The 14,118-nt window shown below is 45.1% G+C and carries 12 protein-coding genes and 1 pseudogene; 5 read left to right on the plus strand and 8 right to left on the minus strand.

The features are described from left to right. Nucleotides 1-118: 118 nt before the first annotated feature. The 4 genes from JMY02_RS04250 to JMY02_RS04265 are packed head-to-tail and all read right to left on the minus strand — an operon-like array spanning nucleotide 119 to nucleotide 4,990. On the minus strand, nucleotides 119-1,582 hold the full coding sequence (locus JMY02_RS04250; RefSeq protein ID WP_201595523.1) for an ABC transporter ATP-binding protein: 1,464 nt from the start codon (nucleotides 1,580-1,582) through the stop codon (nucleotides 119-121). After that, entirely contained in the window at nucleotides 1,579-2,382 is an 804-nt protein-coding gene (locus JMY02_RS04255) for an ABC transporter permease (RefSeq protein WP_201595527.1), read from the minus strand. Before JMY02_RS04255 ends, JMY02_RS04250 begins: the two co-directional genes overlap by 4 nt. A 47-nt stretch (nucleotides 2,383-2,429) precedes the next feature. Next, a complete protein-coding gene (locus JMY02_RS04260) occupies nucleotides 2,430-3,368 on the minus strand; it encodes an ABC transporter permease (protein ID WP_201595529.1) in 939 nt (312 codons plus the stop codon). Between the two features lie 53 nt (nucleotides 3,369-3,421). Continuing rightward, nucleotides 3,422-4,990, minus strand: a complete 1,569-nt coding sequence (locus JMY02_RS04265; protein ID WP_201595532.1) for an ABC transporter substrate-binding protein — start codon at nucleotides 4,988-4,990, stop codon at nucleotides 3,422-3,424. Nucleotides 4,991-5,142: 152 nt separating this feature from the next. Between JMY02_RS04265 and JMY02_RS13785 the strand changes: the two are divergent. Together JMY02_RS13785 and JMY02_RS04270 are read left to right on the plus strand one after the other, a co-directional pair. Beyond that, nucleotides 5,143-5,274, plus strand: a pseudogene (locus JMY02_RS13785) (IS630 transposase-related protein); the annotation flags it as partial. 231 nt (nucleotides 5,275-5,505) lie between these two features. Further along, nucleotides 5,506-5,952 carry a DUF2798 domain-containing protein gene (locus JMY02_RS04270; protein ID WP_201595535.1) on the plus strand — a complete coding sequence of 149 codons (447 nt, stop codon included), beginning with the start codon at nucleotides 5,506-5,508 and terminating at the stop codon, nucleotides 5,950-5,952. Between the two features lie 172 nt (nucleotides 5,953-6,124). Here JMY02_RS04270 and JMY02_RS04275 read toward each other — a convergent pair whose 3' ends face one another. Then, on the minus strand, nucleotides 6,125-8,479 hold the full coding sequence (locus JMY02_RS04275) for a FepA family TonB-dependent siderophore receptor (protein ID WP_201595538.1): 2,355 nt from the start codon (nucleotides 8,477-8,479) through the stop codon (nucleotides 6,125-6,127). 484 nt (nucleotides 8,480-8,963) lie between these two features. Here JMY02_RS04275 and JMY02_RS04280 point away from each other — a divergent pair, with 484 nt between their 5' ends. Then, the gene (locus JMY02_RS04280; protein WP_201595541.1) at nucleotides 8,964-9,881 is read left to right on the plus strand and encodes a LysR family transcriptional regulator; all 918 of its coding nucleotides are present in this window, start codon (nucleotides 8,964-8,966) and stop codon (nucleotides 9,879-9,881) included. A gap of 59 nt (nucleotides 9,882-9,940) precedes the next feature. Here the strand turns inward: JMY02_RS04280 and JMY02_RS04285 are convergent, their stop codons facing one another. From JMY02_RS04285 to JMY02_RS04295, 3 genes are read right to left on the minus strand one after another with little or no spacing between them, the layout of a single operon-like run. Then, nucleotides 9,941-11,392: an NAD-dependent succinate-semialdehyde dehydrogenase gene (locus tag JMY02_RS04285; RefSeq protein ID WP_201595544.1), complete on the minus strand. Its 1,452-nt coding sequence runs from the start codon at nucleotides 11,390-11,392 to the stop codon at nucleotides 9,941-9,943. 19 nt (nucleotides 11,393-11,411) lie between these two features. Continuing rightward, on the minus strand, nucleotides 11,412-11,798 hold the full coding sequence (locus JMY02_RS04290; protein WP_201595547.1) for a carboxymuconolactone decarboxylase family protein: 387 nt from the start codon (nucleotides 11,796-11,798) through the stop codon (nucleotides 11,412-11,414). Between the two features lie 26 nt (nucleotides 11,799-11,824). After that, the gene (locus tag JMY02_RS04295) at nucleotides 11,825-12,484 is read right to left on the minus strand and encodes a GntR family transcriptional regulator (RefSeq protein ID WP_201595550.1); all 660 of its coding nucleotides are present in this window, start codon (nucleotides 12,482-12,484) and stop codon (nucleotides 11,825-11,827) included. A gap of 187 nt (nucleotides 12,485-12,671) precedes the next feature. On the opposite strand from JMY02_RS04295, the gene JMY02_RS04300 reads away from it, so the two are divergent. Then, on the plus strand, nucleotides 12,672-13,274 hold the full coding sequence (locus tag JMY02_RS04300) for an amino acid synthesis family protein (RefSeq protein ID WP_201595553.1): 603 nt from the start codon (nucleotides 12,672-12,674) through the stop codon (nucleotides 13,272-13,274). A gap of 13 nt (nucleotides 13,275-13,287) precedes the next feature. Continuing rightward, complete coding sequence (locus JMY02_RS04305) at nucleotides 13,288-14,112, plus strand: alpha/beta fold hydrolase (RefSeq protein WP_201595555.1); 825 nt, start codon at nucleotides 13,288-13,290, stop codon at nucleotides 14,110-14,112. The last annotated feature ends 6 nt before the right edge of the window (nucleotides 14,113-14,118 follow it).

Consider the following 14,118-nt stretch of genomic DNA (forward strand, 5'->3'; position numbering starts at 1 on the left):
TTTTCATAATTATAGTTTTTCCTAATGACAGCATGGAGTTGATAAGAGACTAAACCCCCGCGTTTTTTGGGCTTGTTTTATATTAATGAGTGTCGCTTATCAACCATCTTAACAGCAGTTATGTGGCTAATGCCTCCAAATCAATCACTTGATGACAGTAATGGCGCATTATATGATGATCGTGACTGACCATTACCAACGTGCAATTTTGCGCTTTACATTGCGTCACGAGCAGATCCAGCGTTTCTTTTTGGGTAATCGGATCGAGTCTAGAGGTCACCTCATCGGCAAACAGCAAAACTGGATTAAAGAGTAGTGCACGCAAAATTGCCACCCGCTGCAATTCACCACCCGACACATTCAATGCATTGCGAGTGAGAATTTGCTTATCTAGCTTTAGCTTTTCTAACAACTCAGGCACGCGGCTGGCATCGAGTCGGTGCTTTTTAATCACGTCATTTAGCAAAGTCTGTAGGGGCACATGCGAGGCAAAAGCGGCTGGTGGGTCTTGATACAATTTAAGCACTTGATGGCTCTTTGGTTTTTGTTGCCAAGTGATGACGCCGCTGGCAGGTTTTAATAAGCCGCATAACGCATCGCCCAATGAGCTTTTACCGATACCACTACCTCCAATCACGCCAAGCACTTCGGCCTTTTGTAGGCTAAAATTTAAGCTCTCAAACAAGACCCGTTTACCACGCGCCAAACTTAAGTCTTGGACAGTGAGTAATGGGCTGTCTTGAATGAGGCTTCTGTCTTGACTTTGCCAATTATACGGCGCAGCGGCAATCAATTGTTTGGCGTAGTCTGAAGTGGGTTGATTGAGTACTTGTACGCCACTGCCTTGTTCTAACAACTGGCCTTTTTTCATGACCATGATACGGTCATTAGCACGACCACTTAACGATCTTGCCACCTCGATATCATGAGTAATGGTCAAAAGCGTGCCGCCATTTTCGCTGACATTTTTTAGTAATGTAATGACTGCTTGTTTGTTGGCATCATCCAAGCCTTTGGTGGGTTCATCAGCGATGACAATATACGCACCGCCAGAGGTGGCAATCGCAAAAGAAGCGCGCTGTGCCATGCCGCCCGACAGCTCATGTGGGTAATAATCTGCCGATTTTGCCAGTCCTAAGCTATCGATTTTATCTTTTGCCAACTGCTTACTGGTTTTGTTGTCTTTTTTGGCCACAAAAAATAAGCTTTCCCATACTTGGTCGAGCATGGTCATGGTGGGATTGAGTGAACGGCTTGGCTCTTGCGGCAGCATTGCCATACGTCTGCCCCAATACTGGCGCAGTTGTGATTTGTTTAGTGCTTGATGTTCAATCAGGATATCCCCTTGAGCGACCAATTCATCGGGCAATGCGCCCATAATAGCCTGTGCCAACAAGCTTTTACCCGAGCCTGTTTCGCCCAAAATGGTGACATTTTGCCCTTGATGCAGCGTCAAACTGATAGGCTCAACCAAACTTTGTCCCAACTTGGTAAACACCGCCACGTTATTGGTTTGTACCAAGATGCTGTCTATCGATGATTCTTGTACCGATGAGTGTTGTATCGATGCGTCTGCTATCATTTTATTTTTCCTGAAATCAATTGTAAGCTTAAGACCAAAACGAAGACCGCGATAATAGGCTGTAGGAAAATGAAAGGCGCTTGATAATAATAAGGAAACAATTCGGTCATCATCAATCCAAGCTCAGCCGTGGGCGGGCGCAAACCCACATTGATAAAGCCCAGTGTGGCAAGAGCCAGTACCGCATTACCAGCGGCAAAGGCACTAAGCGTCGCGATAACTGGCAAAATCTTCGGCAAAAAATGACGTTTGAAACAATAAAAAAAGTCCATACCCATCAAGCGTGACGATTCGATTTCGCGGCTGCTGGCAATCGTTTGCGTCATGGCGCGTACCATACGAAAAAACTCGACCCACAACACCAATGAAATCCCCAAATATAATGACCAAAAACTGTTAGGCGCAATAGCCGCAAACAATAATACAAATAGCAGTCCTGGTAGCGCCATGACGATGTCACACAAAAACCGACAGACAAAGTCTATCCAGCCACCAAAATAACCGCTCAACACTCCCATCAGTAATCCAAAAAATAACGCAAAACCCACCGACAACACAATCAGCGAAAACGACAAGCGAATGGCAGATGCCACCCTTGCCAGCATATCTCGGCCAAAATGATCGGTGCCAAACCAATGGCTTATACTCGATGGTTGTAACATGCTACTGAGATTTTGAGCATTGGCATCCATTGGATAATAAATCGGCTGTAAAAAGGCAAACACTAATAGTAAGAGTAGTAAAATAGCCCCAAAAAGTTGTACGGGTTGCAGTTTGTTAAATAGTTTAAACACATTCATAAAATCAGCTTTCCTAGTGTTAATGGTGAATTTAGTGGTAATAAAAGTTAGCGCGCTAAATCAACGCGCGGATCAATCAGACCACTTAATAAATCCACCACCATATTTAGTACCACAAACATAGCGCCCATGATTAACGCCGTGCCTTGTATCATCGGCACATCACGGGCAACAATCGCATGTACCAATGCATGACCGCTACCAGGCCACGCAAACAGACTCTCCACAATCACCACCCCTTCCACCAAATACACCAGTTGTACTGAATGGTAGGCCAAAATTGGAATGGCCACATTGCGTAGACCATGCCGACAAAACGCCGTCCATTTACTCAAGCCCTTAAGCTCGGCAAAATGATAATACTCAGACGTTTGTACTTGCACCATCGCATGACGGCTGACTCGGATTGAGACCGCTGCCAACCCAATCGCCAACGTCAATGCTGGCAAGATATAATGTTGCGGCGTGCCATAACCGGCGGCTGGCAACCATTTGACTTGTACGGCAAGTAGCGTAATCAGAGCAATACCAATAATAAACACTGGGACGGAACGTAGCACGGTACTCACCACCAAGGTTAAACGGTCAAATATCCCGCTCGGTCTTTGCGCTGCCAGTAAGCCTAGAGGTGGTCCAATGACCAGCGATATGACCAATGCGACCAATGCCAGTGCCAAAGTATGTCCGAACTGATGCGCAATCTCAGACCATACGGACTCCCCACTTACCAATGAACGCCCCAAATTAAACTGTGCCAAATCGACCAACCAATCAAAGTAGCTCTGCCACCACGGCTGATCCAAACCAAGCTCAGCTCGTACCATCGCGGCAGCGGCGGCATTCGTCTGATCATAACCGTAGCGACTGGCAGCGATGCGGTAAGCCATGTCGCCCGGTAAACTACGGGTCAAAATAAAGGTCAAGGTGCCGACCGACCATACGACAAAGACCAGTTGTAATAAACGCTGGAAAATATATTTAAACATAGTTATCAATCACAATTTTTTACGTGTATACAGCAAATGACGGCAACAGTGGCTTACCAAGACAATTTATTCAAATAAAAATTTCGTTCTAAACCATCAATTTCCAAGCCCTTTAATGACTTATGCGCGGCGGCGTTCTGTTGGTAATAAACCACGGGCACGATAGGTCGCTCGTCATAGATAATTTTTGAGACCTTTTGTTTGGTCGCAATGTTATTGTCACTGTCATTGTCTTTAGTCGTCTCTAGTTTTGATAAACTGTCGCTCAGCTCAGAATCTTGCCAATTCATCACGCCCCAATCGCTGCCTTTTGGATCGAAATCTTCGATGAGTGAACCCACAGGATCGGGCGTCATACCATAGTTACGCGCATACAATGCCATCTCTAACGTGCCATCTTGATGACCGGCAGGAATCTCTGAAAAATTACCCACGGACACGTCGACATCCACCCCAATTTTTTTCCATTGTGCTTGCAGCGCCGTGGCAATGATTGGTAGTTCTGGACGGTCTGAAAAAGTGCGTAAGGTAAATTTGAATGGCTTGCCTTCTTTTTGTAGCATGCCATTAGCATCCGCTGTAAAACCCAAATCCAGTAAACGTTGTTTGATTGCTTGTGGGTCTGGTGTTTGAGTTGGCGTATTGATTTGCCAGTCTTTAAAAATCGGTGGCAATATCTGATTGGCTGCGGCATTGTCTGCGCGCATCACAGACTGAGCAATGCCTTGTCTGTCAATGGCATCACTGAGCGCTTGACGGACGTTGACATCACTAAACAAAGGGTTTTTGGCATTGACTTTGTATTGAATGGTACGGGACAGCGATTTTGATTTGACCTGCAAATTAGGGTCTTGTTGCAAGCGCGCAAGGCTCGCTGAATCTAGCGTGAATACCAAATAGTTGGGTTTACTTTGCGCCAATAACGTGCGGGTTTCACTACGACTGTTGGCCAGATACGTGACGTCCTGAATTTTAGCTTTTTCGCCCCAGTAGTCTGCAAAGGCTTTTTGCTCAATCTTTTGAGGCGGCTCAATTTTGGTGACGTAATAAGGACCAGTTGCGATCAGCTCTTTGACTTCATTGTTATCGTCAAACGAGGATTTTGCCAAAATAATACTGGTTGCATGTGCCAAATAAGCCGGAAAAGACATCAATGGCTTTTCTAACGTAATTTCAACCGTTTTGCTGTCAATGGCTGTAATCTTTGAGATAAGGGCAGATTCTAATGCTGTGGGTTTGGTTAATGCTACGTCCAAACTTTTTACCACGTCATCAGCGGTCAGTGGCGACCCATCATGGAACTTGACGCCATCGCGCAATACAAACGTCCACACATCGCCTTGGTCATTGGCAGACCAGCTTTGCGCAAGCATCGGCTGCAAATCGGCATTTTGCGCAGCATCCACCAGCGTTTCGGCAAGCTGTAAACGCTGAAAAATAAACCCTGACTTACTTGGATCAGTAGACGTTATTTCCCAAGGTGTAACCACGATTAAGTTTTGTTGTTCATCGCCCTGAGGCATAGAAGCTGTCTGACCCTCTGACGGCTTAGCGCCAGCAATGAAATACCATGCTAGTCCTGCTAGGGCTAATAACACAGAAATTAAGGCAATTTTTCTCATATATTGTTCCGTTATAACATAACATTTCAAAAAAAGCGTTATGTTATAACGAACGCCATTAAAGGTAAACCATTAATATGAAAATAATTCTCATTTGGCGCTAAATCCGTATCAAGCAACTATAAAATGAGAGGCCGCACAAACCGAACTTCGAATATCCCGATGATTACCAATATGAAAGAGCGCATCTTCTAAACTGTAGTAAAACAGGCATCTATCACGCCTTAAAACGTCTTGGTGTCAGTCAAAAAAACCTTATAGCATCCAAAAGCATGTTTAACTAAAATAATGATATATCAAAATAAGCTTGAGCACTTTATAACACTCATGTTCATACCTTCTTATTAAAATTCATAATCGGACTCCTTCTTTCTGCTAAAAAAATCAAGAAGCAACCGACTGTTAATACTGAATATTTTTACAGCCTTGTACAGAAAAAACACGAAAGAACAAGACTGCCTTTATCAAAAAAATATGGCTATACTATGTTCAAATCATTTGATATGGATGAGTAGATGTCTAATATTTTAAAAAAGATATTGGTTATTTTTAGTATAGTAGCAGTTATCGGTGGTACGCTTACTTTTGTAATGACCTGGAATAGCGTCGGCTTTAGCGATGACTTTTTAGCTGCTTGGCTGAGCTCTTTTGCGCTTTGTATCGTCTGTATTGCACCTATCGGCGGTGTTATAGCAATGCTTATAAATAAAATTCTGAGAGTATTATTACCAACTATTTCTGCTGTAAAAATGAATATCATTTTTGGTTTGTGTATGGCAGTGATTATGGAGTCAATCATGGCTATTGTTACGACAATAAACCTTAATGATTTCGCTGATTGGAATCATTTTCTTTATATGTGGATCGCTAGTTTATTAACAGCCTTACCGATTGGAATTGTTTTTTCAATCATACTATCCTTAATCATTAAACCCAAATTGGAAATTTTTTGGGCCAAATAGTTTCTTCAATTATAATTTCATATTTTTTTATTAAAGATCGGTGTAATACTTTTAAAGTTTAGCTATTAAAGCGGAAATAGATAGTTAATAAAGCATAAGTTAGTTAAAGAAAAAAGGTCTAGACGCTTGCCCAGACCTTTTTTATATTTATAGAAAACGATACGTTTAGAAATTAAAAATTAACGCTGACATCGAAGATGTAGTAACGACCCGGTTCATTAAACGTACGAGCACCAGCATTGGTCGTCGTCCCTTCTCGTTTAATTTGCTTATCAAACAGATTCTTGATACCAGCGCCAATGGTGATGTCATCTGTTAGATTGTAGCGTGTGCTGACATTGGCAAGGGCGTATGGATCACGATCCAGTTTCGGTGTGGTAAGTGCATCACCCGTAGTGACAGACACCTCAGGCGCTTCAATGGTTCCATAGTAGCTAATGCCGAAGTCCGTGTTCCAGCGAGGGGTAATATCCCAACTGACATTTGAGTTCATGGTGAATTTAGGGATTAAAGATAACGGCTCGCCCGTATCTTTACGCTCTGAGCGGATATTCCCTGTTAAATTGGTAGACCATGAGACCGTATCAGTGACGGGTACTTTAACAAACCCTTCGATCCCTTCAATGATTGCATCCCCTTGGTTTTCCCACTGAAACACAGAGCGGTCAGCGGCAAGGCCATCAGCCACCACACCAACTACGCCCACACGCTCTACACCAGCGCCGATACGATTGTCATAATCATTGTGATAGTAAGTCAAGCCTGCGTTCAGCCCAGTGTCATCTTTATAAGTAAACGTCAGCTCTTTGTTCCAAGAGGTTTCGTGCTCTAGATCAGGATTACCCAAAACATAACAGCCACGCTGGTCAAGAGGAACGTTAGATGGGCAACCATTACTACGCGTATAATAGATGTAGTTCGGATCAAGCTGATACAGTGAAGGTGCTTTAAACGCGCGACTGGCACCCGCTTTTACTGACCAGTTTGGACTGAAGTTCCAAGTGGTGTTCAGGCTGGGTGACCAGTTGCTACCAGCTTGGTCGTGATAATCAAGGCGTACGCCAGGCGTAATATACCAGTCTGGTGTCAATTGATAGTTGTCTTCTAGATAAGCACCAATAAGGTAAGCATCTGTCTTTGCATCACGCTTAGACGGATCGGCCTCGGTATCACCAAAATCAAAGCCTTCATCAAATTCTACGGTCGAAACCAATGGATTGTCCAATCTTTCGCCGCGGAACTCTGCACCAGCAGTCAAGGTGTGACGATCAAAGTAGATGTCCCACTCTGATTTTGCATTTAATGTGTCATAGGTCGCTTCTGTCCAATTATATTCAGCCTCTCCTTCAGGTTGCGAGATTTCACCTTCATAACGACCGACATTGCCTTCATTAAGACGTTCATTAATGGTGCGCGTATATTCAAGATAGCTGTTACTGCTGGTATTGTCATATTCACCGCGGTGAGTGAATGCAGCACCATAGCGCTCCATCTTATTGGTTTCTTGACCTGCCAGCGCATTGACCAAGTCATCGTTGATCGTCTGGAACTGTGAATCGCCTGCCCAGCGATTGCTCTGGTTGCTATAGTTAACCTCAAAGCCGACGGTGTTCATCGCATCCATGGCATATTCAAAAAGCTGGCGGGCGTCTATATTTTCGACCCCTTCGCGGCCTGCAGCAACAGAAGCGACTGGCTCACCACGATCGTCAATGACTTGCGCAGCTTCTGCATTGATATAAGGGTCGTCGCCTTCGCTATCATGGTAGCCAAGTGTGGTACGGAACGACAGCTTGTCCGTCAATGGGCCTGCCATATTGATGTTCGTGCGCCAATTTTCACCCTCAAGATCACTTTCTGGTAACTCGTAATGACCTGTGACCGAAAACTCCTTTTTGGTTGGGGCTTTGGTGATGATATTGACCACCCCGCCCATACTACCAGAACCATAACGCGCAGCCGCTGGACCACGCAGTACTTCGATGCGTTCAATGGCGCTTGGCGGTACCCATTGTGAGTCACCGCGAGTGTCTTGCTCGCTGCCACGACCAGGACGCACCGCATTACGCGAAGTAACTGGACGACCATCGATTAAAATGAGGGTATTATTCGGTCCCATACCGCGCAAATCGATTTGACGTTGGTTACCACGCTGCCCTGACGTAGACGATCCTGAGAGATTCACACCCGGCATCTTACGCACGATTTCTGAGATATCATTAGAAAGTGAGGCTTTTTCAATCGCCTCTTCATTAATAATAGACAGACCAGGCGCTTGTACCAACTCATCCCTTGCCGCAAGTACGACAATGGTATCTAACTCAGTGCTAGGCATGTCTTGTTGTTCGGCAGCTTCTTGAGCGGCTGTCTGCTGTACCGTAAGCTCATTACTCTCAGCTGCCAATGCAGTGGTGCTAAAAACAGAAGCAATGGCAAGGCTCAACAAGGCTTGACGAGTCGCGAAATGTGGCGGTTTTTGTGAGTAAAAATGTTCTTTGGAGGCAGAAGAGGTGGATAACATGGGCATAAATAACAATCCTGAAAGTATTTGGTTGTATCGATAGCTTTCCGCTTTGCCGATAGATGAAGTACCACATAACATCGCCTATACACGCTGCAAAACAGGCATAAAAGTTGATGCTACCCTTCTTCGACTACCACTGACATAAGCTGAATGGCTAAAGCTTTCATACAGTTCACATTTTAAAAACAACAAGACCGAAGCGCTATTAACGTTTCGGCAATAAAGAACGCATACTTTAGCAACATTATAAAAATAATACAAACAATAATGATAATTATTACTATTTAGTTTTATAAACTTTGTTTTTGATGACGTTATTAGGGCGTGTTGAGTGAAAAGTGCACCCTCTCAGTGAGACAAAATACGTTACTATCAACGCGGCAAAAGCATTAAGATAAAATCTGGAAAATAACTAACAACCAAACGTTGATAGTACTCTTAACAACATTCTCAGTAATCGATGCGATGAAAATAGGCAAGATGAATAATGGATAGAATCGATGCGATGCGAGCATTTGTAGCCGTGGTGGTTGAAGGCAGCTTTAGTAATGCCGCAGCAGCCATGCAGCTGTCGCCGCAATTGGTGAGCAAATACGTCTCCAAACTAGAAGAACGACTTGATGTGCGGCTGTTTAATCGCACCACTCGTAAAGTAAGCCTGACTGAAGCAGGTACTCACTACTTTGAACATGCACAACAAATTTTATTGAGTATCGACAACATGGAATCTCAGTTGGGCGGCTTGCATCAAAACCCCAAAGGCACGTTAAGGATAAGCGCGCCTGTCTCATTTGCTATGAGGCACATGGCCAAATTGGTCACGGATTTTCAGACGTTATATCCTTCCGTCACTGTCGATTTGCAACTGACTGACCGAAAAGTAGACATCGTTGAGGAAGGGTTTGATGTTGCCCTGCGTATCGGCGAGCTAAAAAGCTCTTCACTGATTGCAAAACTGGTTGCGCCCATTCGAGTGGTACTGTGCGCCTCACCAGAGTATCTTGAAAAGTATGGCATGCCTCGCGAACCCAAAGACCTCAAACACCATCGCTATTTACACTACAGCTATATGGAGAGAAATACGAAAGAAGTCATTCATCCATGGCTCAGTACAGAGAGTGGTCAGCATCGCGGTGAATTAACCAGCAATAACGGCGACCTGCTCGTCAATGCGGCCATCGCAGGCGCAGGTTTGGCTGTGCAGCCGACATTTATTGCAAGCGAGGCCATTCGTAAAGGTGAGCTGGTCATCGTGCTGCCTGATGACGAACCCAAGACGTTGGGTTTGTATGCGGTGTATGCCCACAGAAAGCTACTGCCCCATAAAATCCGGTGCTTTATTGATTTTATTGATGGGTATTACGGTTCACCGCCCTATTGGGATGAACCGATACAAAACATATGAGAAGTGGGTATGACTGATAAATATAACTGCTAAATGTCTGGCAGTGCTGACGCGCTCAATCAGTTGATATCCAAGCAGATATATTTGGTCTCTACGTACTCTTCAATGCCGTATTTTGAGCCTTCACGACCCAAACCAGATTCTTTGACGCCGCCAAATGGTGCCAATTCTGTGGTGAGCATGCCTGTGTTGACACCGACCATACCCACTTCGAGCGCCTCAGCCACACGCCATACCCGTCCAATATCTCGACTATAAAAATAACCCGCCAAGCCATATTCTGTGCGATTGGCTAAGGCAATGACTTCTGCTTCTGTATCGAATTTAAAAACTGGCGCGATTGGTGCAAAGATTTCTTCATCCGCCACCCGCATGTTATTATTGACGTTGGTTAAAATGGTTGGCTCAAAGAAGTTTTTATCCATCGCCACTCTTTGACCGCCGCACAGCACAGTACCGCCTTTGTCTTTGGCATCATTGACAAGTGCCTCTGCATTATCGGCAGCAGATTGAGAAATCAGTGGGCCTTGCATCACACCTGCCTCTAACCCATTACCGATTTTTATGGCGCGTACTTGCTCTGCCAATTTTTGTGTAAATGCTTCATAGACACCCGCTTGTACAAATAAGCGATTGGCGCAAACACACGTTTGACCACTATTACGATATTTACTCATCATTGCGCCTGTCACAGCCGCGTCAATATCAGCATCGTCAAAGACAATAAAAGGCGCATTGCCACCCAGCTCCATTGACATTTTTTTGACCGTGTCGGCGCACTGCTTCATCAAGATTTTTCCGACACGTGTAGAGCCTGTAAAGCTGATTTTTTTGACCAAAGCGTTGGCAGTCATCTCTCCGCCAATAGCGACTGGATCACCAGTGACCACACTATAAATCCCATCAGGCACGCCCGCTTGCTGAGCCAAATAAGCCATCGCCAATGCTGAATATGGCGTCTCCATAGCAGGTTTGACGATCATTGGACAACCAGCTGCTAGCGCAGGGCCAGCCTTGCGACTAATCATGGAATGAGGAAAGTTCCACGGGGTAATGGCAGCGGTAACGCCCACTGGTTGTTTAATCACTATCAAACGCTTATCTGCCATATGACCCGGAATCACGTCACCATAAATGCGCTTCGCTTCTTCGGCAAACCATTCTAGATAATCCAGTCCACTTTGGATTTCACCTTTGGCCTCAGCCAGTGGCTTGCCTTGCTCATGGGTCATAAGCACAGCCAAATCCTCGATGTTTTCGGCAATCAGCGTGTGCCAACGGCGTAAAACGGTGCTACGTTCTTTGCCTGTTTTTTTTGCCCATGCTGATTGAGCGATGTCTGCCGCTTCGATGGCACGGCGGGTTTCATTGCTTCCCATGTTTGGTACCGTACCGATGACTTCACCGGTGGCAGGATTGAACACGTCATGGGTTTCTTTGCTATCAGCATCACACCACACGCCATTGATAAAGGCTTGTTGTTTGAACAACGCATCATTTTTTAATTGCATTTCTGTCTCCAATTATTTTTTAGGATTCTAACAACCCACGAGTAGTCAATACTTGACGGGCAATGCGAAAACATTCCACACCTTGCGGTACACCGCAATAAATCGCAATCGCATGGATAGCGGCACGGATTTCTTCCACAGAGCAGCCATTATTGATTGCGCCATTTAGATGCAGCTCCCACTCATGCATCTTGCCTAACGCAGCGATCATGGTTAGGTTCATTAATGAGCGGGTTTTGGCATCGATTGTCTCATCACCCCAGCCAAAGCCCCAGCACCATTCAGTCATGGCTTCTTGGAACGGACGGTTGAAATCATCGGCAGCTTGTAGGTTTTTTTCGACATACTCAGCCCCCAAGGTGGCTTTGCGCTGAGTAAGTCCCAACTCAAATCGTTGTTTATCCATGACTAATCCTTAGCATTTATTGTTGATTAAGAGGGTTGTTTATTGAGATGCAAGCCCATACGGCAGGCTTCATCAATATGCTTGCGGCAAGCTTTGACTGCCGCCTTGCTATCCCCTTGAGTAATATTGCTCACAATCTCTTGCAGATTACTTGGGCCTTTGACTGCGCGCTCTTGGGTAGACAAGGTCATAAAGCGCAGACGACCAATACGTCCGTTCAATCGCTCTGTCAACTCCCACGCGACCGTCATACCAGCCGTCATGAATAGACGCTCATAAAACGAATATGAATGCCCAAGCGCCTTTACCACGTCGCCTGCCTGCAAGTTATCGCGAATCTGAACCAAATGATTTTGCAACGTTTCTACCAATTCAGGCGTCACTTGTTCGGCACAATAACGAACCGCTTCGCTCTCTAACATCGCACGCAGATGATAGATTTGGCGGATTTCATCACTTTCTAATACGGCAACCGAAGACCCTCCAGCAGAAACGGTCACTAAATTCTCGCTTTCTAAATGCCTGATACATTCACGTACGACCGTTCGGCTAACCCCTAACTGCTCACAAATCGTGCGCTCTACCAGCCTTTTACCGGGTGCGAGCTGGCCGATCATAATAGCCAAGCGCAATTGTTCCAGCGCCGTCTCTTTTAAAGTCTTTGGTTTTTCTACTTTTTCTAACATAAGGTTTTTACTCTCTCAAATATAAATAAAGAGTATAACGTCTATGGCGCAGAAAAACAGTACGCTTTCATATCGTATTACGGTATACCATAATATTTATTTTCAAAAAAAGCTAGTAATTTATTTAATACCGTATTATGGTATACCAATATTGTTAGCCATCATTCATCGATAGAAGGAACTTGTTATGTTAAAACCAGATATTAGAAAAATCGTCACTTTTGAAGAAGAGATTTTAGTTGAAGGTTATAAAAAAGCCGACACGCCTCTGCGTATGTTTGCTGTTGCAGCAGTGCTTACCAATCCATGGGCGGGTCGTTATGCAGAAGATTTAAAGCCTGAAATCCAAGCGTTCGCCCCCGTCTTAGGTAAGCTACTCACCGACAAAATCGTCACTTTAGCAGGTGGCGCGGACAAAATAGAAGCCTATGGCAAAGCTGCTGTGGTCGGCTTGAATGGTGAAGTTGAACATGCTTCGGGCTTGATTCATACCTTGCATTTTGGCAATTTTTATCGTGAAGCGTTGGCTGCCAGTACGTATTTGGCATTTACCAATATACGCGGCACAGCCAATACTCCCATCATGGTGCCACTCATGGACAAAGACGATGCGGGTCGCCGCTCGCATTATTTGACGATTCAATTTTCCATTCCTGATGCGCCGCGCGACGATGAGGTTGTGATTGTGTTAGGCGGTGCCACAGGTGGTCGTCCACATCATCGCATTGGCGATCGTTACCAAGACTTAAAAGACCTCGGTCACGATTTGAATAACCCAGCCGCCGTTTAAGGAGCATTTACCGATGGAATGGTCACGCAAAATTTCTAATGGCATTGCCTACTATCATAATGAGAATAAAAATGACAAAGCCACTCCGGTCGTTTTTGTGCATGGCGTGGGCTTGCGAGCAGAAAGCTGGTATCAGCAGGTATCTGCATTTGACGGCCAATATCGCTGTTATGTGATTGATATGCCGGGACATGGAGAGAGCGACTTGTTGCCTAACCCTGCATTGACGCTATCAGACTTTACTGAGGTACTGAGCACTTTTATTAATAGTGTAATTGGCAAGCCTGCCATCATCGTTGGGCATTCTTTGGGCGCGATGACTACATTACAAACAGCGGTCAGTTACCCAGAAGTGGTACGCGGCGTTGCGGCCTTTAATGCGATCTATGATCGTCCAGACAATGCCGCCCAAAATGTACAGAACCGTGCCGAATCCCTACTCAATGATCTTGACCAAAATGTGACGGATCAGCCGATTGCCAGATGGTTTGATGGCGATTCGCAATACCGCCATGAGGCTGAGTTATGCCGATTGTGGCTAGATACTGGCAATCGCTTAGGATATGCGCAAGCCTATCAGATGTTCGCGCATTTACGCGGCATTGCAGCAGCAGATTTGCAGACCATCAGCGCGCCTACACTACTGCTAACGGGCGAGATGGATGTAAATTCTAGCCCTAAAATGTCATTGACGATGGCCAATATATTGCCCAATGCCAATACTGTCATCGTGCCAGAAGCCCGACATATGGCACAAATGACCCATGCCAACGCGGTTAACGCGGCATTGGCAAGATTTTTTATCCAGTGCGAGTCGCACTCCACGGTCAACACCTAACTTACA

The organism is Psychrobacter vallis (genome assembly GCF_904846715.1).
Classification (GTDB): domain Bacteria; phylum Pseudomonadota; class Gammaproteobacteria; order Pseudomonadales; family Moraxellaceae; genus Psychrobacter; species Psychrobacter vallis.